The sequence below is a fragment of the Achromobacter sp. genome (assembly GCF_057314935.1).
This window is the reverse complement of sequence record NZ_DBHKZA010000020.1, coordinates 35,176-57,277: the sequence shown is the minus strand read 5'-3', so window position 1 is coordinate 57,277 and position 22,102 is coordinate 35,176. Positions and strand designations below refer to the sequence as shown.

At 65.7% G+C, this 22,102-nt stretch carries 18 protein-coding genes; 13 read left to right on the top strand and 5 right to left on the bottom strand.

The window, feature by feature from the left end:
• Positions 1-4 precede the first annotated feature (4 nt).
• The 7 genes from ACO6D5_RS10005 (at position 5) to ACO6D5_RS09975 (ending at position 5,445) form a co-directional block, all read left to right on the top strand.
• Positions 5-886, top strand: a complete 882-nt coding sequence (locus ACO6D5_RS10005; RefSeq protein ID WP_485825271.1) for a transporter — start codon at positions 5-7, stop codon at positions 884-886.
• Between the two features lie 28 nt (positions 887-914).
• Positions 915-2,108, top strand: a complete 1,194-nt coding sequence (locus tag ACO6D5_RS10000) for an amine dehydrogenase large subunit (protein WP_485825270.1) — start codon at positions 915-917, stop codon at positions 2,106-2,108.
• Positions 2,105-2,659 carry a MauE/DoxX family redox-associated membrane protein gene (locus ACO6D5_RS09995; protein WP_315528483.1) on the top strand — a complete coding sequence of 185 codons (555 nt, stop codon included), beginning with the start codon at positions 2,105-2,107 and terminating at the stop codon, positions 2,657-2,659. Before ACO6D5_RS10000 ends, ACO6D5_RS09995 begins: the two co-directional genes overlap by 4 nt.
• 11 nt (positions 2,660-2,670) lie before the next feature.
• Complete coding sequence (gene mauD / locus ACO6D5_RS09990) at positions 2,671-3,309, top strand: methylamine dehydrogenase accessory protein MauD (protein ID WP_315528482.1); 639 nt, start codon at positions 2,671-2,673, stop codon at positions 3,307-3,309.
• Positions 3,293-3,826 carry a methylamine dehydrogenase light chain gene (locus ACO6D5_RS09985; protein WP_315528480.1) on the top strand — a complete coding sequence of 178 codons (534 nt, stop codon included), beginning with the start codon at positions 3,293-3,295 and terminating at the stop codon, positions 3,824-3,826. Before mauD ends, ACO6D5_RS09985 begins: the two co-directional genes overlap by 17 nt.
• Positions 3,823-4,341 carry a cytochrome C gene (locus ACO6D5_RS09980; protein WP_485825269.1) on the top strand — a complete coding sequence of 173 codons (519 nt, stop codon included), beginning with the start codon at positions 3,823-3,825 and terminating at the stop codon, positions 4,339-4,341. The genes ACO6D5_RS09985 and ACO6D5_RS09980 overlap by 4 nt, the downstream gene beginning before the upstream one ends.
• Before the next feature lie 150 nt (positions 4,342-4,491).
• Positions 4,492-5,445, top strand: coding sequence for an AraC-like ligand-binding domain-containing protein (locus ACO6D5_RS09975; protein WP_315528478.1), 954 nt, complete (start codon positions 4,492-4,494; stop codon positions 5,443-5,445).
• Positions 5,446-5,478: 33 nt separating this feature from the next.
• On the opposite strand, the gene ACO6D5_RS09970 is transcribed toward ACO6D5_RS09975, so the two are convergent.
• Both ACO6D5_RS09970 and glnE read right to left on the bottom strand, forming a co-directional pair.
• Positions 5,479-6,153: an epoxyqueuosine reductase QueH gene (locus ACO6D5_RS09970; protein WP_006227543.1), complete on the bottom strand. Its 675-nt coding sequence runs from the start codon at positions 6,151-6,153 to the stop codon at positions 5,479-5,481.
• An 84-nt stretch (positions 6,154-6,237) separates the two neighbouring features.
• Positions 6,238-9,003 carry a bifunctional [glutamate--ammonia ligase]-adenylyl-L-tyrosine phosphorylase/[glutamate--ammonia-ligase] adenylyltransferase gene (gene glnE / locus ACO6D5_RS09965; protein ID WP_485825268.1) on the bottom strand — a complete coding sequence of 922 codons (2,766 nt, stop codon included), beginning with the start codon at positions 9,001-9,003 and terminating at the stop codon, positions 6,238-6,240.
• Between the two features lie 90 nt (positions 9,004-9,093).
• On the opposite strand from glnE, the gene ACO6D5_RS09960 reads away from it, so the two are divergent.
• Entirely contained in the window at positions 9,094-12,783 is a 3,690-nt protein-coding gene (locus ACO6D5_RS09960; protein WP_485825267.1) for a YhdP family protein, read from the top strand.
• 65 nt (positions 12,784-12,848) lie between these two features.
• Here ACO6D5_RS09960 and rho read toward each other — a convergent pair whose 3' ends face one another.
• Positions 12,849-14,108, bottom strand: coding sequence for a transcription termination factor Rho (gene rho, locus ACO6D5_RS09955; protein ID WP_006218533.1), 1,260 nt, complete (start codon positions 14,106-14,108; stop codon positions 12,849-12,851).
• 117 nt (positions 14,109-14,225) lie between these two features.
• Positions 14,226-14,552, bottom strand: a complete 327-nt coding sequence (trxA, locus tag ACO6D5_RS09950; RefSeq protein ID WP_006218534.1) for a thioredoxin TrxA — start codon at positions 14,550-14,552, stop codon at positions 14,226-14,228.
• Between the two features lie 327 nt (positions 14,553-14,879).
• On the opposite strand from trxA, the gene ACO6D5_RS09945 reads away from it, so the two are divergent.
• The 5 genes from ACO6D5_RS09945 to ACO6D5_RS09925 all read left to right on the top strand — a co-directional run bounded on the left by ACO6D5_RS09945 (position 14,880) and on the right by ACO6D5_RS09925 (position 21,794).
• Entirely contained in the window at positions 14,880-16,841 is a 1,962-nt protein-coding gene (locus ACO6D5_RS09945) for a DNA topoisomerase IV subunit B (RefSeq protein WP_035214144.1), read from the top strand.
• Positions 16,841-17,437: a YcxB family protein gene (locus ACO6D5_RS09940; RefSeq protein WP_485825266.1), complete on the top strand. Its 597-nt coding sequence runs from the start codon at positions 16,841-16,843 to the stop codon at positions 17,435-17,437. Before ACO6D5_RS09945 ends, ACO6D5_RS09940 begins: the two co-directional genes overlap by 1 nt.
• Positions 17,438-17,482: 45 nt before the next feature.
• Positions 17,483-19,813, top strand: coding sequence for a DNA topoisomerase IV subunit A (parC, locus tag ACO6D5_RS09935; RefSeq protein ID WP_485825265.1), 2,331 nt, complete (start codon positions 17,483-17,485; stop codon positions 19,811-19,813).
• Positions 19,814-19,950: 137 nt separating this feature from the next.
• Positions 19,951-20,595, top strand: a complete 645-nt coding sequence (locus tag ACO6D5_RS09930) for a TetR/AcrR family transcriptional regulator (RefSeq protein ID WP_485825264.1) — start codon at positions 19,951-19,953, stop codon at positions 20,593-20,595.
• Positions 20,592-21,794 (top strand): DUF418 domain-containing protein, encoded by a 1,203-nt coding sequence (locus ACO6D5_RS09925; RefSeq protein WP_485825263.1) that lies wholly within the window; start codon positions 20,592-20,594, stop codon positions 21,792-21,794. The genes ACO6D5_RS09930 and ACO6D5_RS09925 overlap by 4 nt, the downstream gene beginning before the upstream one ends.
• On the opposite strand, the gene ACO6D5_RS09920 is transcribed toward ACO6D5_RS09925, so the two are convergent.
• On the bottom strand, positions 21,795-22,102 hold a 308-nt coding region (locus ACO6D5_RS09920), incomplete at its 5' end, for a DUF3394 domain-containing protein (RefSeq protein ID WP_485825262.1).

Genomic DNA, 22,102 nt, shown 5'->3' with positions numbered 1-22,102 from the left:
GTGCATGGCAAGCAAGACACATGGCCGCGCCCGGGCGGGCGCCGCGCTGGTGCTGGCATGGGCGGGCGCGACGCAGCCGGCGTGGGCGGGCGACCCCAGCGCACGCGACTGGATACCGGCGCCCGTAGGCACCAATATCGTGGCGGGATACCTGGCGGGCCTGCGCTCGTCGGGACTGTACTCGGAAGGCAAGCGGGTGGACGGCGCGTCGCTCGACGTGAACGCGCTGATCTATCGTCAGATGCACTACCGCGACTTCTACGGCAAGACCGTGCAGCTGGAATTCATCGTGCCCATGTACCGCACGTCGCTGGACTTGCCCGGCGCGCCGGGCGACCACCAGACCGGCATCGGCGACGTGACGCTGGGCTCGGCGATCTGGCTGTACAACAATGAGCAGACCAAGACCTGGTTCGCCTGGGAGCCCTTCGTCGTGGCGCCGGTCGGCCGCTACGACGGCTCGCGCCCGGACGTGTCGCCGGGCAAGAACCGGTGGTCCACCATCCAGGACTTCTCTTTTGTCAAAGGCGTGGGCGAATCCACGTTCCTGGAGGCCATCGCCGAAGTGGAGATCTACGGCCGCAACACCGACTGGTACGGCCAGACGTTGAAGAAAGACCCGTCGTTCCGCTTCTTCGCGCTGGCCTCGACCAACCTGACCCCAGACACCTACACGGGCATCCGCTACCGCTATGAAACCGGCGGGCGCGAGGCGTCCTCGGGCGAGACCGTCGCCACCCGGGCGCGCAATCACCAGTTGGCCGTTGAACTGACGCACCAGATCAACGACGCCAACCAGATTCAGATGCAGTACATCCACGACCTGAAGGTCGAGAACGGGCCGCGGATGCGGGGCGTGCAGTTGCGCTACGTCTACGCGTTCTAGGAAACCGGATCATGAGAGGAGAACATCGATGATTGCGCTTCGACCCACATCACGCGCATCGCGGGCCGGACGGTGGGCGCTGTGCGCCGCCCTGGCAAGCGCCACGGGCCTGGCCTGGGCGGACCTGCCCGTGGAAGAACTCAAGGGCGGCACCCGCTTGCCCCCGGCCACGCCGCACCGGCTGTACGTGATGGATGCGGCCTTCAACCACCTGGTCGACAGCCGGGTCAACATCTACGACGGCGATTCCGGGAAATTCCTGGGGCTGGTGCCCACATCGTTCAACGGCCACATGACGGTGTCGGCGGACGGCCGCGACATTTATGTCATGACGACCTATTACGAACGGCTCAACCGGGGCAAGCGCACCGACGTGATCGAAGCCTGGGACGCCGAGACGTTGACGCCCAAGTACGAAGTGCCCATTCCGCAGAAGCGCGCGCAGGCGCTGAACTACCGCAATTACCTGCGCCAGAGCACCGACGGCGAGCTGCTATTCGTGCAGAACGCCACGCCCGCGACGTCGGTGACGGTGGTGGACTTGAAGACCCGCCAGTTCGCCGACGAGGTCACGGCCGCGGCGGGATGCTGGAGCATCATCCCGCTGCCCTCGCGCCCGCGCAGCTTCGCCACCATCTGCGGTGACGGCGGGCTGCTGACCATCGACCTGGACGCCGCCGGCAAGCCCGCCGGCCAGCAGCGCAGCAAGCCGATGTTCGAGCTTGAGAAAGACCCCATCTTCACGCATACCGAGAATGTGGGCGATACCTTCTACTTCGTGTCCTACAACGGCAACGTCTACAGCGCCGACTTCAGCGGCAAGGAAGTCAGCTTCGGCGCCCCGTGGTCGCTGCTGGACGCCGCCGGCAAGGACCGTGGCTGGCGACCCGGCGGCTACAACCTGCTGGCCATCAACCGGGCGTCCAAGCGGCTGTACGTGGGCATGCATCCGAACGGCGCGGAAGGCACGCACAAGACGCCCGCCGCGGAAATCTGGGTGTACGACCTGGCCACGCACAAGCGCCTGGCGCGCGTGCCCGGCAAGAACGCCTTGTCGATGTCGGTTTCGCAAGACGACAAGCCGCGCCTTTTCACTATCGACGGCGGCAACGTCAACATCTATGACGCGACGCCCGCGGCCCCCGTGTTCAAGGCCACCATCCAGGCGGCGGGCGAGACCGCGTTGCAAGTCGAACCGCAACCCACGGGAGGCCTGAAATGAACGACCCGGTCCTGCTCTATGGCGCCAGCGCCGCGTTGGCCTGCGTGCTGCTGCTGGGAGCGCTTGAAAAGCTGAAAGATCTGGCGGCGTTCTCCCGCGCCGTCGCCGCCTACGACATCCTGCCTTCCGGCTTGAGCGGCGCGTTCGCGCGCGTCTATGCGTTGGCGGAGGCCGCCGCGGGCGCCATGTTGCTGATGCCCTCGCTCCAGGCGACGGGCGCGGCGTTGGCGTTGTTCGTGCTGGCGGTGGCGACGCTGGGGCTGGCCTACAACCTGGCGCGCGGGCATCGCGACATCGATTGCGGCTGCGGCGGCCCCGCCACCCGGGGGCGCGATGGCGTGCCGGGCGGGGGGCTGTCGTGGTGGCTGGTGCTGCGCAATGCGGTGCTGGCGCTATGGACGGCGCCGGTGCTGATCGCGGCGGCCGGACAATCGCGCAGCCTGCAATGGGCGGACGCCGCTGCGGTTTTCGGCCTGGCGATGACCGCCGTGGGCCTGTATTTCACAGCCAATCACCTCTTGGCCTCGCATCTCAAGCTGCGGAATCTTTGAAGGAGTTTCATATGGATGCCTTGATCATTTCCAATTTCCTGCTGTGGGGCGTGGTGCTGTGCCTGGTGCTGGTCATCCTGGCCCTGTCGCGTCAAATCGGCGTGCTGTACGAGCGTGTGGCGCCGATGGGGGCGCTGACGATGGACAAGGGGCCCGCCGTGGGCGAGGCCGCGCCGCGCTTTGCGCTGCCCGACCTGCTTGGGCGCCGCATCACCATCGGCGAACGCGGGCAGCACAGCCAATTGCTGTTCTTCCTGTCGCCCACATGCCCCGTGTGCAAGAAGCTGCTGCCCATCCTGAAATCGGTCGCCAGTACGGAAAGCGCCTGGCTGCGCATTGTCTTGGCGAGCGACGGGGAAATGCCCGAGCACCTGGCGTTCTACAAGCAGGCCGGGCTGGAACGGTTCCCGTATCTGCTGTCGACCGAGTTGGGCATGAAGTTCCAGATCAGCAAATTGCCATACGCCGTGTTGATGGACGAGTCGGGCGTCTTGCGCGCCAAGGGCCTGATCAATTCCCGTGAACAGTTGGAAAGCCTGTTCACGGCCAAGGAACTGGGCGTGGCCTCGGTGCAGGATTTCCTGGCCGCGGGCAGCCTGGAAGAGACCCGAATTTCCCGCAAGGAGAGCGGCAATGCATTGGCTGGATAAACTTGGCGAGCGCGCGACGCGCTCCGTCGCGCACACCACGTCGCGCCGCAGCGTGCTGAACCGTATCGGCAAGCTGCTGGTGGGGACCGCCTTCCTGATGCCGGTGCTGCCGGTGGCGCGTTCGGCCCCCGCAGCGGGCAAGAAGCCGCAGATGGACGACACGGCCTGCGATTACTGGCGCTATTGCGCGGTGGACGGCTTCCTGTGTTCGTGCTGCGGCGGCAGCATGACGTCATGCCCGCCCGGCACGTCGCCATCCGCCGTGTCTTGGGTAGGCACGTGCCACAATCCGCTGGATGGCAAGGACTACCTCATCAGCTACAACGACTGCTGCGGCAAGACGGCCTGCGGCAAATGCATGTGCGCGGCGGCCGAACGCGAACGCCCGGGCTACCAGATGTTCCTGCACAACGACGTGAACTGGTGCATGTCCAACGAGTCGTCGATCTTCCACTGCACGACGTCGGTGATCGTGGGGCTGGCCAAGCCGCAACCCAAGGCGGCACCCAAGCCATGAGGCCTTGGAGGCGGCCGCGGGCAGGATGGGGCGGGGGATTTTTCCTCGCCATCCTGCTGTGCGCGATGCAGGGCGCGGCAGCGCAGGAAGGCGCTGCCGCCGACGCCGAGCGCCTGCGGCAAGCGGTGCGTGCCGACTATGTGCTGCAATGCGCCGGCTGCCACCGCGTGGATGGCCGGGGCAGCAGCCCGCACGGCATACCGGATTTCCGCCAATCGGTCGGCGTCTTCACGCATCTGCCGGCGGGGCGGGAATACCTGATCCGCGTGCCGGGCGCCGCGCATTCGCAACTGAGCAACGCCGAGCTTGCGGCGGTGCTGAACTGGGTGCTGGTCGAATTCAGCAGTGCCGAGTTGCCGGCGGACTTCAAACCCTATACCGAAGCAGAGGTCGCGGCGGCGCGGCCGAATCGCTATGACGATGTGGTGCCGGTGCGCCACGGATTGGCCGAACAGCTTTCGTCGATGGGATTCGCGTTGTCCGAATACTCGTATGGCAGTGACAGGAAACCCTAGCCGGGCAGGCAGTTAGGGGTTGTCACCGATACTCGCACCCGACGCGCAGTGCTAGAAAGAGGCAGCATTTCCATTCAACGCTGTAGCTGTGCCGCCGGGCGAGCTGTCCATGGCACAAAAGGCACGCCGTTTCGAGACGCCGGAGTCGCCATGTCATCATCCCTTTTGCACAGCGCGCCCAGGCACTTCCTGGATTGCGCCAGCTGGCAGGAAAGTATCAGCAGCACGTTCGTGCCACTGGAAGTATCCGCTGTGTTCCCCACGCGTTTTCGCAACAGCGTGGCGGTGGGCTGCCTGGGCTGGATGCAGGTCAGCGAATTGCACAGCAGCGCGCAGCGCGTACGCCGCAGCAAATTGCTGGCGGCCCGTTCCGAGGAAGCGGGCTACAAGGTCACGCTGCAATTGGCGGGCCGCAGCGAAATCCGCCAATCCAATCGCACCGCCTTGCTGATGCCGGGCGAGTGGAGCATTTACGACACGACCCGGCCGTACGAGGTCGATGTGGATGACGGCGCGCATTTCCTGGTGATGCAGGTGCCGGGCAAGCAGACCGAAGCCTGGCAGCCCTATATGCAGAACGCCGTGGCCCGCAATTTCAGCGGCCAGCATGGCTGCGGTCGCATGGCCATGGACCTGTTGCGCGTCGCGTTGGGCGAACACGCCCACCTGTCCGAAAGCGCGGCGCGCGATGCGGCCAATGCGGTGTTGCAGATGATGGGGCTGGATATCAGCGAGCGGGCCGGCGGGCAGGCCGAGCAAGACCAGGCTGGCCTGAAGCAGGCGCAGTTGCGCCGAGTCCAGCAGCACATTCTTGAAAACCTGCACGATCCGGCCTTGTCGCCGGCATCCGCGGCCGCGGCGTTCCGCATGTCGCGGCGCTATCTGTACAACCTGTTTGCGCTGGCGGCCACCACGCCTGCCGATTTCATCCTCAGCGCCAGGCTGGAACGCAGCCGGGATGCGCTGTGCGACGCGACGCAGTCCGTGCGCCAGATTGGCGATATCGCCTACCGGTTCGGGTTTTCAGATGCGGCGCGATTCAGCCACGCGTTTCGCAAGCGCTATGGCGCGTCGCCGTCGGAGTACCGCCGACAGGCGCGCTAGCGCCCACGCTGGCGGATCAGCGCTGTTCTGGAATCAGAGCAGCTCTTCGTTGATCAGGTCTTCCTTGCCGTAGAACTTCACGCCGATGTGGATGCGGTCGCGGCCTTGCGAACGGCGGTGGCGGTTGGTGTCGCGCAGGGAATAGACGCAGCCGCAGTATTCCTGCTGATAGAAGTTTTCGCGCTTGCTGATTTCGATCATGCGAGCGGACCCGCCGCCTTTGCGCCAGTTGTAGGTCCAGTAGACCAGGTCGTCGTAGCGGGCTGCGGCGCGCTCGCCGCAGCCGTTGATCTGGTTCATGTCCTTCCAGCGCGAAATGCCAAGCGAACTGGTGATGGTGTCGAACCCGTGTTCGTGCGCGTACAGCGCAGTGCGCTCAAAGCGCATGTCGAAGCAGGCGGTGCACCGTTCGCCGCGTTCGGGGGCGTTTTCCATACCCTTGACGCGGTCGAACCAGTTGTCCATGTCGTAGTCGGCATCGATGAATTCGATGCCGTGCTGTTCGGCGAAGCGGATGTTTTCCTGCTTGCGGATCTCGTACTCTTTGACCGGATGGATATTCGGGTTGTAGAAGTAGATCGCGTAGTCGATGCCGGAGGCCGTCATGGCTTCCATTACTTCGCCGGAACAGGGCGCGCAGCAGGAGTGCATCAGCACCTTGCTGCGGCCAGCGGGGAGGTCAAGCTTGGGGCGGACGAGTTCGGACATGGCTTGCAGGCAAAAAAGGCGGAAAACCCCTTATTTTACCGCGAGTTGCCGTCAGCCGGGGCAGGCCTGGGGCCCCGACGGGTCCTAGCCCAGCACGGCGTCCCAGAGCTCGCGCACCGCAGCGCGTTCCTCCACCAGTTGTTCCGGCCCGACGCGCGCTTTTTCAACCCCCTGCATGCGCAGCTGATGCTGCACGCGGCGCAGTGTGCGGTAGGCGTCGGCGGCGCGCGTGGCCAGTTCGGGCGCGATCAGGCCAGCCTCGCTGGCCAGGCGCAGCAAGGTGATGTTGCCCAGGTTGCGCACCAGCACCGGGTGCGTCCCCGCGTAGCACAGCACCAGGTATTGCGTGACGAACTCCACGTCGACCATGCCGCCCCGGTCATGCTTCAAGTCGAACTTCTGGCTGGTGTTCGGGTGGCCGGCGTTGATCTTCTCGCGCATGGCCAGCACTTCTTCGCGCAGCGCCGCCTGGTCGCGGGGCCGCACCAGGATGGCTTCGCGGATCGTTTCGAACCGGGCGCCCACGTCGGCGTCGCCCGCTGCGTGGCGGGCGCGGGTCAACGCCTGATGCTCCCAGGCCCAGGCGTGCTTGTTCTGGTATTGCTCAAAGGCTTCCACCGAGACGGCCAGCAGCCCGGCATCGCCGTCCGGCCGCAGGCGCAAGTCCACCTCGTAGAGTCGGCCGGACGAGGTCATGGTCGACAACCAGGACGTCATGCGCCGGCCGAGCTTGGCGTAGACCTCGGCCGCGTCATCGCGCGGATCGTCAAACAGGAAGACCAGATCCAGGTCCGAGGCATAGCCCAGTTCCTTGCCGCCCAGCTTGCCGTAGGCGATGACGGCGAAATGGGGTTGGGCGCCCGGCACCTTGTTCACCAGCGGCCAGGCGCGGCGGATGGTCTCGGCCAGCAGCAGGTCGGCAAGCGCCGACAACTGGTCCGCCAGCTTTTCCACCGTGAGTTCGCCCTCCAGATCCTGCGCCAGCAATTGGAAGCTGGCCTGGCGCTGCACGTCGCGCATCAGATTCATCTGGCGCTCGATGTCCGGATCGCCGTCGGGCAGCCTGCACGCATCCAGGTCGGCGGTCAGTTGCCGGGCGATCTGCGTGAAGTCCAAGGGTTCGAACAGCGTGCGCCAATCAATCAGGCTGTCCAGCAGCAAAGGATGCTGGGTCAGGTATTGCGCGGCCCAGGGGCTGGCGGCGACCATGCGCGCCACGCGCGCCAGCGTGTCCGGGTATTCGGCCAAGAGCGCCAGGTAGGCGCTGCGCTGGGCGATCTTTTCGATCAGGTCGAACAGGCGGACGGCCGCGTCCAACGGCGCCGGGGTCTGGAGCGCGGCGCGCAGGGCGGCCGGCAGCAAGGCTTCCATGCGGCGGCGGCTGCTGTCGGGCAGGCTGCGCACGCGGTGGCTGCCCAGCAGGGTTTCGGTTCGGCGCAGCAGGTCTTGCGCTTCGTCGCCGAAGGCCTGCCGGATCTGTTCGGCAAGCTCGCATTCGTTGTCGGGCGTGTCAGGAGCGTCATCGGCCGGCGTGCTGGTATCTTCAGCGTCGCCCATGCCCACCATGCGGAACACGTTGCGGAAGGTCTGCGAGACGAACTTGCGGTGCGCGGCAAGCGTGCTTTCGAAGTCTTCCGGGCTCATGCCCAGGGCGGCCGCCAGCGCGGCGCGCTGGGCCGGGTCGCCCGGCAGCAGATGGGTCTGTTCGTCTTCGCGGTACTGCAAGGCGTGTTCGGTGCGGCGCAGGTAGCGGTAAGCTTCCTCCAGCCGCCGGGCGTCGTCTTCCGGCACCAGGCCTGCCAGCTGCTCGGCGTGCAGCGCGTCAAGCAGGCCGCGCTTTTGCAGCGCAGGCATGCGGCCGCCTCGGATCAACTGGGCCAATTGGACGACGAACTCGATTTCGCGGATGCCGCCATCGCCCAGCTTGATGTTATTGGCGCTGTCGATGCCGTTGCGCGCCATGGCGCGCCGTTGCCAGTCCTGGCGGATGCGTTCGCGCAGGGCGCGCAACGCGGCCAGCGCGTCAAAATCGAAATACTTGCGATAGACGAACGGCACGCGCAGGCTTTCCAGCTGTCGGGCCTGCGGAGCGCTGTCGCTGCCTTCGAAGGCCTGGGCGGGCATCAGGCGGGCCTTCAGCCAGGCATAGCGTTCCCATTCGCGGCCCTGGCCGATCAGATAGTGCTCCAGCGCGTCCAGGCTCCAGGCCAGCGGGCCGGCGTCGCCGTCGGGGCGCAGCCGCAAGTCGGTGCGGAATACCTGGCCGTTGGCGTCCACTTCGGAAATCACCGGCATCATGCGCCGCGTCAGGCGGCCGTAGAACTCGTGGTGGCTGATGCGGCGCGGGCCGTCCGTTTCGCCTTCTTCGCCGTACAACATGATCAGGTCGATGTCGGACGACACGTTCAGTTCGCAGCCGCCCAGCTTGCCCATGCCGACGATCAGCATTTCCTGCGGCTTGCCGGTAGCCGGATCGCGTGGCACGCCGTGCACGGCCGCCAGGTCGGCGGCCACGCTGCGGTAGGCCGCCGCTACTGCGATGTCGGCCAGCGCGGTCATCGCGCCGACCACTTCCTCCAGGTCTGCCTGGCCTGCCAGGTCGCGCACGATCAACGCGCTGAACACCCGCTCGCGCAGCTTGCGCAGCACCATGCGGCAGGTGTCCACCGGCAGCGTCGCGGGCGCGTCGTGCCCGGCCAATTCAGACTGCCATTGCGCCAGGCGGGCCGGGGTGACCGGCGCTTGCACGGCGTCGGCCAGCCAGGCGGCCAGATCAGGATGGGCATCCAGGCGGCGGCGCAGGTGACCGGACCAGGCAAGGGCGGGAGCAAGCATAGGAGACGATGACATGGCGTAAGGGCGGCAGACGAATGGGCGCGTTTCAGGTATAAGTGGGGACGATACCGCAAGACATCTTCTCCTGCCCACCACACACGATCCGTGTCTGTTTCAAATACCGTCCCCACGCCGCACGCGCGTCGCGTGCTCTGCTGCCTGTTTTGGGTCGCGCTGACTATTTATGGCGTGGTGGCCATCGGTTTCCTGGGCGTACGGTACTGGGTTTTGCCGCGTGTGGATCAGTGGCGGCCGCAGATAGAGGCTTACGCCAGCCAGGCGCTGGGCGCCCGCGTCTCCATTGGCGGCATCCAGGCCAATTGGCAGGGGCTGAATCCCAAACTCGATCTTACTGCCGTACAGGTTTACGACGACGAGGCGGCGCCGGTCTTGACCCTGCCTTCCGTGTCGGCCGTGTTGGCGTGGCGCAGCATCCTGGCGCTGTCGCCCACGCTGGTGCGCCTGCGTGTGGAAAAACCCGAACTGACGCTGCGCCGCGATGCCGCCAATCATCTGTGGGTGGCCGGGCAGGACATTGACCTGAACGCCAGCGACCATCAGTCCGACCTGAATCATCCCGCCCTGCGCTGGCTGGTGGCCCAACGTGAACTGCTGATACGCGACGCGACCATCGTCTGGCAAGACGATTTGCGTCAAGCGCCGGCGCTGACCTTGAGCGCCGTGGATTTCTTGATGCGCAACGGCAGCCTGTCGCACCGCTTCGTGCTGCAGGCCTCCGCCGGCGACGCCTTGGCCCGCAAGGTGGAACTGCGCGGGGAGTTCAACCGCAGCCTGTTCGCGGCCAATGCCGCCAATCCCGCGAACTGGAGCGGGCAGCTCTACGCCGAAGCCGATGACGTGGAGCCGCTGGCCTGGGCGCCATGGGTGAAGCCGCCCCAGGTCGCCGGCCGGATTGCGGGCCGGGCATGGTTGCAATTGGACCGGGGAAAATTTACTGAATTGACCTCGGACATCGCCGTCAGGGGCGTGAATTGGTCCGCAGGCAAGGACGGCCCCGCGGTACGCGGCGGTTCGGGCCAGTTCCGCCTGCAAGGCCTGCCTGGCGACTTCGTGCAGATCGACGGCATGCCGCTTGCGCGCAGCCCGGGTGCTGCAGACGCCTCGATCAAGGGCGCGGTGCAGCAACTGGGGGTGACGCTGCCGGGCGTGTTCGAGGAACCCACGCTGGCGGCGCGCGAACTGGCGCTGGATGCGCAGATCAAGGGGCCGGACGCCCAGAACTGGTTCGTGGACGTGACGCAGCTGCACGTGGTCAACGATGACCTGGACGTGCGCTTGCAGGGCCAATGGCGGCGCGAGGGCAAGACGGCGGCGGGCAGCGCGGACATGCGCGGCACGATGGTGCGCGGTTCGATGCCGTCCATACACCGCTACCTGCCCCTGGAGGTCAACGCGGACGCGCGGGAATGGCTGGCCACCGGTTTGCCGGCGGGTGAGATGCGTTCGGCCGCCATCACGCTGAAAGGGGACTTGGACGATTTTCCGTTCAATTCGCCCGGCGTCGCGGGCGAATTCGTGATCGCCGGCGCCTATGCCGGCGCCAAGGTCGACTACGCGCCGGCCCGGCAGCACCGCAAGGGCTGGCCCATGCTGGAAAACCTGTCCGGCAGCTTCCGCATCGACAAGGTGAGCCTGACCCTGGACAGCCCGGGGGGCGCCGTCGCGCGCACCGGGGCGGGCCAGGCGGTCAATCTGGGCGCCGTGACGGCGACGATTCCCGATATGGACCACAACGCCGAACTGATGCTCGACGGCGAGACCTCGGGTCCCGTTCCGGCCTATCTGGCGATGGCCGCGAATTCGCCGTTGGGCGAACTGTTGGACGGCGCCTTGGACGAGGCCCGCGGCACCGGCGATTGGCGCCTGCCGCTCAAGCTGAAGGTGCCGCTGCTCAATACGGACGACACCCAAGTTCAGGGACGCATCGTGTTCTCGGAAAACACCTTCACCTTCATGCCCGAAATGCCCTTGCTGAGCCAGATGCACGGCGATCTGGAGTTTTCGGAGAAGGGCGTCCAGGCCAAGGATATCCGCGCGCAATTCCTGGGCGGGCCCGTCAAGATTTCCGGCACGCTGGCGCAAGGGTCGGATGCCCTGCATTTTGACGGCACCCTGGCGGGCTCGGGCTTGCCGCAACTGATCAACGCGCCGTCCATGGCGCGCTTCAGCGGCAAGGCCGCCTACAAGGGGCGCGTGGGATACCAGAAGGGCGGTTCGGTCGAGATATCGATGGAGTCCGACCTGGCCGGCATGGCGATCGATATGCCGGCGCCGGTCGGCAAGGCCGCCTCGTCGTCCCAATTGCTGAAGCTGCAATGGGGGGCGGCGCAAGACCGCGGCACCAAGGGCAGGCGGTGGTTGACGGCAAGCCTGGGTGAAAACGTCAATGCGCTGTTCGAGCGCGATCCAGGCGATGCGGCGCCGTCTTACTTTGCGCGCGGGGCGCTGGGCATCGGCCGGCCGGCCAGCTTGCCCGAGCGCGGGATGAGCCTGAACGCCAGCCTGCCGGAACTGGACATGGACGGGTGGGAAACCGTGCTGGACGGCTTCGATACGCCCGCCGGCAAGGGCGGGGCCAAGAAAGCCGCGGCCAAACCGGTGTTCCCGGAACCCGAGCGCGTCAGCCTGGCAACCGGCCTGCTGCGCGCCAGCGGCTACACGCTGAACGACCTGACGCTATACGCGACCCGGCCGGGGCCGGCGCAGTGGCGGGTGGACATCCAGTCGCGGCAGGCCACGGGGTCGCTGGAGTGGCGGGAAGCGTCGGGGGCGATCGCCGGCCAGATCACCGCCCGCCTGAAGCATTTGTCGTTCGGCGGCGCCGACGACACCAACGAGGCGGACAAAGCCCTGGCGTCCGGCAATGACCTGTCGGATATCCCGGCGATCGACCTGCAAGCCAAGGAATTCTTCCTGTACGGCAAGAACGTGGGCGAGCTCCAAGTGGTGGGCACCAACCTGGAGCGTGGCCACCAATGGCGGCTGGACAAATTGTCGATCACCAACGACGCGGCCAATCTGAATGCCACGGGCAACTGGCGGCTGGAAGGGCCGGATCGGGGGCTGACGGTGGACGCGACGGCCAAGTTCGCCGACTTGGGCAAGTTCTTGACGCGGATCGGCTTCGAGAACATGGTGTCCGGCGGCGAAGGCTCGGCGGTCGGCAAGGCGACGTGGCGCAACCTGCCCTGGACCCACAATATCGCCGACGTGTCGGGTGAAGTCGACATCAGCCTGGACAAGGGCCGCTTCATGCACGTGAACTCCCGCACGGCGCGCCTGCTGGAGCTGCTGTCGCTGCAATCGCTGCAGCGGCTGGCCCGGCTGGACGTGAATCCGACCAATTTGCTGCGCGACGGATTTCCGTTCGACACCATTCGGGGGCGCGTGAAGATGGCGGACGGGGCAATGTCCACCGAAGGCTACAAGATCAACGGCCCCGTGGCCGCGATCGTCCTGGCGGGCGGCGTCAATATCATCCGCGAGCGCTGGGACCTGAAGGCGGTGGTGATTCCGAACCTGGACGCCAGCGGCGCGGCCATGGTGACGGCGCTTGCCGTGAATCCCCTGATCGGCCTGGGCGCGTTCGTCACGCAATGGCTGCTCAAGCAGCCGCTGGCGCGGGCGATGACCATGGAGTATTCGGTGACGGGCAATTGGGACGATCCCCGGATCGAGCCGATCGACGGGTCGGGCAAGGAGCCGGACAAGCAGACGCCGCGGCCCGCCGATGCGGCGCCCCGTGGCCGCATTCCCCAATACATCGAGCACTGAGCCTGCCGTTCGCCAATAAAAAAAACCGCCGGATGGCGGTTTTTTCATGGCGGGCAAGACCTGTCTTACTTCTTCTTCATCATGTCGAAGAATTCGGCATTGGTCTTGGTGGCGCGCATCTTGTCCAGGATGAATTCCATGGATTGCACTTCGTCCATGTCGTGGATGAACTTGCGCAGGACCCAGACCTTTTGCAGCAGGTCCGGAGCGATCAGCAGTTCTTCGCGGCGGGTACCCGACTTGTTCAGGTTGATCGACGGGTAGACGCGCTTTTCAGCCAGGCGACGCTCAAGGTGGACTTCGGAGTTACCCGTTCCCTTGAATTCTTCGTAAATCACTTCGTCCATGCGGCTGCCGGTTTCGATCAGCGCCGTACCCAGGATGGTCAGCGAACCGCCTTCTTCCAGGTTGCGGGCTGCGCCGAAGAAGCGCTTGGGGCGTTGCAGGGCGTTGGCGTCCACACCGCCGGTCAGCACCTTGCCGGAAGCCGGCACCACGGTGTTGTAGGCGCGGGCCAGACGGGTGATCGAGTCCAGCAGGATCACGACGTCCTTCTTCATTTCGACCAGGCGCTTGGCCTTTTCGATGACCATTTCGGCCACTTGCACGTGACGGGTAGCGGGTTCGTCGAAGGTCGACGCCACCACTTCGCCGCGCACCGTGCGTTGCATTTCCGTCACTTCTTCCGGGCGCTCGTCGACCAGCAGGACGATCATGACCGCGTCAGGGTAGTTGGTGGTGATGGCATGCGCAATGTGCTGCATCATCACCGTCTTGCCGGACTTGGGGCTGGCGACGATCAGGCCGCGCTGGCCCATGCCGATGGGGGCGAAGACGTCGAGGATACGGCCCGTCAGGTTTTCTTCGCTCTTGATGTCGCGTTCCAGACGCATCGTCCGGTTCGGATGCAGCGGCGTCAGGTTTTCGAACATGATGCGATGCTTGATCGCTTCCGGCGCCACGCCGTTGACCTTGTCCACCTTGACCAGCGCGAAGTAGCGCTCGCCGTCTTTCGGCGTGCGGACTTCACCTTCGATCGAGTCGCCGGTGTGCAGGTTGAAACGGCGGATCTGCGACGGCGAGATATAGATGTCGTCCGTGCTGGCCAGATACGAGGTCTCGGGCGAGCGCAGGAAACCGAAGCCGTCGGGCAGGACTTCAAGGACGCCGTCGCCAAAGATCTGCTCGCCTTGCTTGGCGCGCCGTTTCATGATGGCGAACATCAATTCCTGCTTGCGCAGGCGGTTGGCGTTCTCGATTTCCAGGCCAGCGGCCATTTCCAGCAGCTGCGAGACATGCAGCGCCTTCAGTTCGTTGAGGTGCATCGCGGTGATTGGTGGGGGAAAAGTAAAGGAGGGCTCTGGCGGCGCGCCACGGACGGGCTCGCGCGGTATTGAATGAGCGCCGCCTCCAGGGCGGCGCCTTCGTTCACAGCACGCAGTTTACAACGCGCCGTCCAGGAATGCGGTGAGTTGCGACTTCGACAGCGCGCCAACTTTGGTGGCGGCGGCTTGGCCGTCTTTAAAGAGCATAAGGGTGGGAATGCCGCGGATGCCATATTTGGTGGCGGTGCCCTGGTTTTCGTCCACGTTCAGCTTCGCGATCGTCAGGCGACCTGCGTACTCGGTGGCGACTTCTTCCAGGATCGGGGCAATCATCTTGCAGGGGCCACACCAGGCAGCCCAGTAGTCCACCAGCACCGGCTGGCCGGATTTCAACACATCGGCATCGAAGCTTGCGTCACTGACGTTCTTGATTTGGTCGCTCATGATGGTGATTCTCGGTTCGGCAGCAAAAGGCGCGAAAAAAGGGACGCGCCTTGCCGTTGTTCTTGTATGTGGAATGGATTAAAGCATACCACTGTCAATAACAACAGGCATACCACTGTTAATAACAACAGGGTTTGCTGGTTTTGTGTAGGATGTTGCGGCGCAGTCGTCGTGATCCGGGTGATTGAACCCTGACGCGCTGGCTGTGACTGTCATCATCCTACCGAATTCGGAGCTGGTCAGGTCGTGCGCATCCTACCGGGAGCCGCGCAGAATCTAGGCTTATCCGTAAAATGTCGGTTTTTTTCCACAGATGTTGGGGATAACTTGGCCACTCCACGTTACACCGAGGCGTCCATTCGCGTCCTGAAGGGGCTGGAGCCCGTGCGCCAGCGCCCGGGCATGTACACCCGCACCGAAAACCCGCTGCACGTCGTGCAAGAGGTCATTGATAACGCCGCAGACGAGGCCTTGGCCGGCTACGGCAAACAGATCCAGGTCACGCTCCACATTGATGGCAGCGTGTCCGTCGAGGACGACGGGCGGGGCATTCCCGTCGGTCTGCACCCTGAGGAAGGCGCTCCCGTCGTGGAGCTGGTCTTCACCCGCCTGCACGCGGGCGGCAAGTTCGACAAGGCGGGCGGCGGCGCCTACGCCTTTTCCGGCGGCCTGCACGGCGTGGGCGTGTCCGTCACAAACGCGCTGGCCACCCGGCTGGAAGTAGTGGTGTGGCGCGACGGCGCGGTCAACCGGCTGGTGTTCAAGGGCGGCGATGTCGCTGAACCGCTGGCGCCGTACGCCGAGGGCGGCCGCAAGAAGTCCGGCACCCGCGTGCGCGTGTGGCCGGACGCGAAATACTTCGACAGCCCCAACATCCCGTTGGGCGAACTGACGCACCTCTTGCGCAGCAAGGCCGTGTTGTTGCCCGGCGTGAAAGTCACGCTGGTCAACGAGAAATCCGGCGACACCAAGACCTGGCAATACCAGGACGGCTTGCGCGGCTACCTGGCCGAGGCGCTGACCGGCGCCGAGCTGATGGTGCCGTTCTTCGAAGGCCAGCAGTACGCCGGCGCCGACCACGAGAACTTCGCCGAAGGCGAGGGCGCGCAGTGGGTGGTGGCCTGGACGGAAGACAGCAACGCGGTGCGCGAGTCCTACGTCAACCTGATCCCGACGCCTGCCGGCGGCACCCACGAATCCGGCTTGCGCGAGGGCCTGTTCGGCGCGGTCAAGGGCTTTGCCGAACTGCACAGCCTGCTGCCCAAGGGCGTGAAGCTGCTGCCTGAAGACGTGTTCGCACGCGCCAGCTTCGTGCTGTCGGCCAAAGTGCTGGACCCGCAATTCCAGGGCCAGATCAAGGAACGCCTGAACAGCCGCGACGCGGTGCGCCTGGTGGGCGGCTTCTCCAAGAGCGCGCTGGACCTGTGGCTGCACAGCAACGTGGAATACGGCAAGAAGCTGGCCGAACTGGCGATTCGCCAGGCGCAGGCGCGCCAGCGTTCCGCCCAGAAGGTCGAAAAGCGCAAGAGCTCGGGCGTGGCGGTGCTGCCCGGCAAGCTGACCGACTGTGAATCCAGCGACGCGACGCGCACCGAAGTCTTCCTGGTCGAGGGCGACTCCGCAGGCGGTTCCGCCAAGATGGGCCGCGACAAGGAATTCCAGGCCATCCTGCCGCTGCGCGGCAAGGTGCTCAATTCCTGGGAAGTGGATCGCGACCGGCTGTTCGCCAACAACGAAATCCATGACATTTCCGTCGCGATCGGCGTGGATCCGCACGGCCCCGGCGATACGCCGGACCTGTCGGGCCTGCGCTACGGCCGCATCTGCATCCTGTCGGACGCCGACGTCGACGGCTCGCACATCCAGGTGCTGCTGCTGACCTTGTTCTACAAGCACTTTCCCAAGCTCGTCGAAGCAGGGAATGTCTATGTGGCCAAGCCGCCGCTGTTCCGCCTGGACGTGCCGGCGCAAGGCAAGCGCCCGGCCCGCAAGATCTATTGCCTGGACGAAGGCGAGCTTGAGGCCGCACAGGACAAGTTGCGCAAGGAAGGCGTGCGCGAAGGCGCCTGGGCGGTCAGCCGCTTCAAGGGCCTGGGTGAAATGAACCCGGAACAGCTGTGGGAAACCACGATGAATCCGGACACGCGCCGCTTGCTGCCCGTAGGCTATGGCGATCAGACGCCGGAAGACACCACCCGCATGTTCGACATGCTGATGGGCAAGGGCGAGTCCTCGCAACGCCGCGCCTGGATCGAAGAAAAGGGCAACCTGGCGGAGCTGGATATCTGATGACGTCCGCCACGCCCGGCCAAGCCCGGATGACCGTCGACATGACGGCCGACGACTACGCGGAGTTCGCGGCCTACGTGTACAAGCGCCCCGAACTGCGCCGCCGCCGCTACCGTTCCCACCTGCGCTTCGCCGTCCTGATGATCGTGGCCTTGCTGGCCTACCTGATCTGGCAGACCTGGGACGGCAAGGGGCCTGACTGGGGACGGATATTGCCCGTGTATTTCCAGGGACTGGCCGTGGGGCTGGGCATCCTGGCGCTGCTGGCGCTGGCCTACGAGTTCGCCTTGCCCCCACTGGTCAGGATGAACACGCGGCGCATGCTGAAAAAGCAGCCCGACGACCTGTTCCTGGGCCGGCATCAGCTGGACTTCGGACCCGACGGCATCTCGGACACGACCGCAACCGCCTCCGGGCGCATGGAGTGGTCCGACATCCGCCGGGTGGAAGAAACCCCGCAGCACCTGTACGTCATCCTGGGCACCTTGCAAGGCGTGATCATTCCCAAGCGCGGCCAGGACGCCGCTACGTTGGAGGCGGTGCGCGCCCAATTGCGCGCGCACGTCGACGATACGCAGCTGGCGCCGTCCGCTTGAGGCGCATTGACGCCGTTTCGATGAATTTGTCTACCTGAAACCATCATGACCGACAGCAATCAACCCGGCTTGTTCGACCCCACTCCGCCTGACGGCGATGGCGACGCCAACGCGGCCATCACGCTGGCGCGCTATGCCGAACAGGCCTATCTGGACTACGCGGTTTCCGTCGTGCGGGGCCGCGCCTTGCCTGACGTGGGCGACGGGCAGAAGCCCGTGCAGCGCCGCATCCTGTTCGCCATGCAGGCGATGGGTCTGGCCGCAGGCGCCAAGCCCGTGAAGTCCGCGCGCGTCGTGGGCGACGTGCTGGGTAAGTACCACCCGCATGGCGACCAGGCCGCCTACGACGCCATGGTGCGCATGGCGCAGGATTTTTCGCTGCGCTATCCGCTGATCGACGGCCAGGGCAACTTCGGTTCGCGCGACGGCGACAACGCCGCGGCGATGCGATACACCGAAGCCCGCCTGACGCCCATCGCCAAGCTGCTGCTGGACGAGCTGGACGAGGGCACGGTGGACTTTGTCCCCAACTACGACGGCAGCCAGCAAGAGCCGCAAATGCTGCCGGCGCGCCTGCCCGTGATGCTGCTGAACGGCGCCTCGGGCATCGCGGTCGGCATGGCCACTGAAATCCCGTCGCACAATCTGCGCGAAGTGGCCCAGGCCTGCGTGGCGCTGATCAAGCATCCGCAATTGCCGGACGAAGAGCTGCACGCCATGATCCCCGGCCCCGACTTCGCCGGTGGCGGCCAGATCATTACGCCCGCCGCCGATATCGCGCAGATCTACCGCGCGGGCCGCGGTTCGCTGAAGGTGCGCGCCCGCTGGCAGTTCGAGGAAATGGCGCGCGGCCAGTGGCAACTGGTGATCACCGAGCTGCCCCCGGGCACGTCGGGCCAGAAGGTCCTGGAAGAGATCGAGGAAATCACCAACCCGAAGGTCAAGTCCGGCAAGAAGAGCCTGACGCCCGAGCAGACGCAGGCCAAGGCGGTCATGCTGAATCTGCTGGACGCCGTGCGCGACGAATCCGGCAAGGACGCCGCGGTGCGACTCGTCTTCGAACCGAAGACTTCGCGGGTGGACCGCGACGAATTCGTCAACACGCTGCTGGCGCAGACCAGCATGGAAAGCAGCTCGTCGATCAACCTGGTCTGCATCGGCACCGACGGCCGGCCGCGGCAGAAGGGCCTGCGCGACATCCTGGTCGAGTGGGTGGCATTCCGCACCAACACCGTGGTGCGCCGCACGCGCTTCCGCCTGGACAAGGTCACCGACCGCATCCACGTGCTGGAAGGCCGCATGCTGGTCTACCTGAACGTGGACGAAGTCATCCAGACGATCCGCGAATCCGACGAGCCGCGCGCCGCGCTGATGGAACGCTTCAAGCTGTCCGAGCGCCAGGCCGAAGACATCCTGGAAATGCGCTTGCGCCAATTGGCCCGTCTTGAAGGCTTCAAGATCGAGCAGGAGTTGGCCGACAAGCGCAAGGATCAGATCTCGCTGCAAGAGCTGCTGGATAACCCGAACACGCTCAAGCGCCTGTTGATCAAGGAAATCGAGGCTGACGCCAAGCAGTACGGCGACGACCGCCGCACCCTGATCGAGACGGCCGAACGCGCCGTGCTGGAAACCAAGGTGCTGGACGAGCCGGTCACGGTCATCGTGTCGCAAAAGGGCTGGCTGCGCGCCCGTCAGGGCCATGGGCACGACGCCTCGCAGTTCGGTTTCAAGCAGGGCGACGACCTGTACGGCGCTTTTGAGTGCCGCACCACCGACACGTTGATCGCGATGGGCGACAACGGCCGGGTGTATTCGGTGCCGGTCGGGGGGCTGCCCTCGGCCCGGGGCGACGGCCAGCCGGTCACCACCATGATCGACCTGGAGTCCGGCACGCGCATCGTGCATACCATCGCCGCGGCGCCGGATACGCGTTGGCTGTTGGCCACCCGCGGCGGCTACGGCTTTGCCGCCAAGCTGTCCGACATGGTCAGCCGCCAGCGCGCCGGCAAGCAGTTCATCACCCTGGAAGAGGGCGACGAGATGCTGCGCCCGGTGCCGTTGTTCGACGGCGCCACGCAATTGGCCCTGCTGTCCGCCAAGGGCAAGTTCCTGGTCTTTGGCCTGGACGAATGCAAATCCCTGTCCGGCGGCGGCCGCGGCACCATCCTCATGGGCCTGGACGCCTCGGACAAGCTGGACCAGACGGTGCCGATCGGCGCCCGCGGCCTGCGCGCCACGGGCATCTACCGAAATAAGCTGACCGAAGACATCCTGGTCGGCGACGCGCTGGCGCCCTATGTGGGCAAGCGTGCGCGCAAGGGCCGGCAGCTGGACGTGCGTCCCAAGCAGCCGGTGCTGTCGCCCGTACTGGGTTGATGGCGGGCCGGCAGGGAGCGGATCCGCTCCCTGCCGCCTGGCGCCAAGAGGGGCGGGCCACATGGCCCGCCTTTTTTCTTGACCGGATCCAAGGGGTTGCTATTTAATAGATAGACCAGTCAGTCTATTAATAAGCAATGCGTAAAACAGATCCCATCAAGCAGCAGGAACGCCGCCGCCACATCCTGGAGGCCGCCGCGCATTGCTTTGCAGAACACGGTTTCCACGCGACTTCTACCGCGCAGATCTGCGAGCGGGCGGCGATGAGCCCCGGCAACCTGTTCCATTACTACGCCAGCAAGGCCGACATCATCGAGGCGCTCGTCGCCTCCGACACCGACGACATCCGGTCACGCATGCAGGTCGCCAGCGCGGCCCCCGATGCGCGCCGCGCCTTGCGCGAATGGGTCGACGGCCAGCTGGCCCTGTATCAGGATCCGGCGTTCGTGCGCCTGGGCATGGAGGTGCTGGCCGAGGCCGTGCGAAATCCGCGCGTGCACACCTTGGTGATGGCCAATGAAGGCGAGCGCAAGACAGGCCTGCTGACCCTGCTGGAGGCGGTCTGGATGGGGCAGGCTGCCCCGCAGCCGCTGGCGGCAATGGCAGACGTGTTGTTGCTGCTCCTGGATGGCGTCTTCAGCCGATCGGTGGTGGACCCCGCTTTCGGCGCCCGCGCCGCGGCCGACCTGCTGGCCGAGGCCGTGGAACGCAGCCTGCCGCCTGCCGCCGCCGAGGGCCACCGCGGACCGCGCCGCCCGCAGGCCGGAAGGGGGCAAGCATGAACAACGCCCGTCAGAACCCCGCCCGGCTGGCCCACGTGGACGCGCTGCGCGGCTTTGCGCTCTTCGGCATTTTGATCGTCAACATCGGCGTTTTCTCGTCGCCGTTCTACGGCGCCGGCATGGCCGATCCTGCCTATTCCCGCCCGTTGGATCTGGCGGTGCGCTGGCTGATCGCGTGGCTGTTCGAAACCAAGTTCTATCTGCTGTTCTCGTTTCTGTTCGGTTATAGCTTCACCTTGCAGATGTCGGCGGCTGAACGCAGCCAGGCGGCCTTTGCGCCGCGCTTCCTGCGGCGGCTGGCAGGGCTGGCGCTGCTGGGCCTGGCGCATGCCGTGCTGTTCTACCAGGGCGACATCCTGCTGACCTACGCGCTATTGGGCCTGGGGCTGCTGCTGTGCCGCAGGATGGACCCCAAGCGCGCATTGCGCGCCGCGTTGTGGCTGATCGTGCTGGCCGCGTCGGTCTGGGCGATTCTGGGGTTCCTGAGTTTCCTGGACCCGGTGCCCGCCGGCTACCAGGCGCTGTACAAGGCGGAGGCGCTGGCCTCCATCGAAGCCTACCGCGGCACCATCGGCACGACGATCTCTCAACACATCAAGGAACTGACCGAGAGCGTCTGGTTCATGGTCCTGTTCGTGCAGGGGCCGTTCGTCTTTGCAATGTTCCTGGTCGGCTATGCGCTGGGGCGGCGCAATGCGCTTGCGGATCCCTGGCAGCAGCCGCGCGCGCTGTGGCTGCTGTGCGCGTTGGGGCTGTTGCCGGGTTTGGCGGGTTCGGCGCTGTATGCCACGTCGTCGCTGCCGTTTGCCGGCGCGGCCTGGGAGCTTCCCGGCCTGGCGGCGGACCTGCTGACTGCGCCGTTGCTAAGCATGTCATACGCCGCCGCCTTCCTGCTGGCCTTGCGGACCCGGGTGTTCGGGTCCATGGGCGCTTGGCTGGCGCCTGCCGGCCGGATGGCGCTGACGAACTATCTGATGCAGTCCGTCGTTTGCGCGTTCCTGTTCACGGGCTGGGGCCTGCGCCTGTTCGCGTCGGTGTCGCCGCTGGTGGCAACCGGTATCGCGTTGGCCATCTTCGCCGCGCAATTGCCGTTGTCCGCGTGGTGGTTGCGGCACCACGCCTATGGCCCCGTTGAATGGTTCCTGCGCGCGCTCACCATCGGGGCGGTACCGCCCTGGCGGCGGGTGCGCGCAGGCTGATCAGGCCGTTCCTGCCCGCAGCCGGCCCACCGGGGAGCCGCCGTCCCGGCGGCCCTGCCGCATCCACATGCCCGCCAGCAACAGCACGGCGGGCAGGTAGACCCAGTGGTCCGACCAGCGTTGCGGGTTGGGCGCTTTGACTTCCAGCACGTCCCAGCCTTGCTCCCAGCCCGAGCGCTGGGCGCGGCTGCCGAAACGCACCCCGCCGATCTGGGTCTGATCGCCCAGGCTCATCAGCGTCAGCCCCGCATCGGCCAGGCGCTGGCGTCCCTGTGCGGGCAATGCAGCGCCCGCCGTCGTGACTTTCG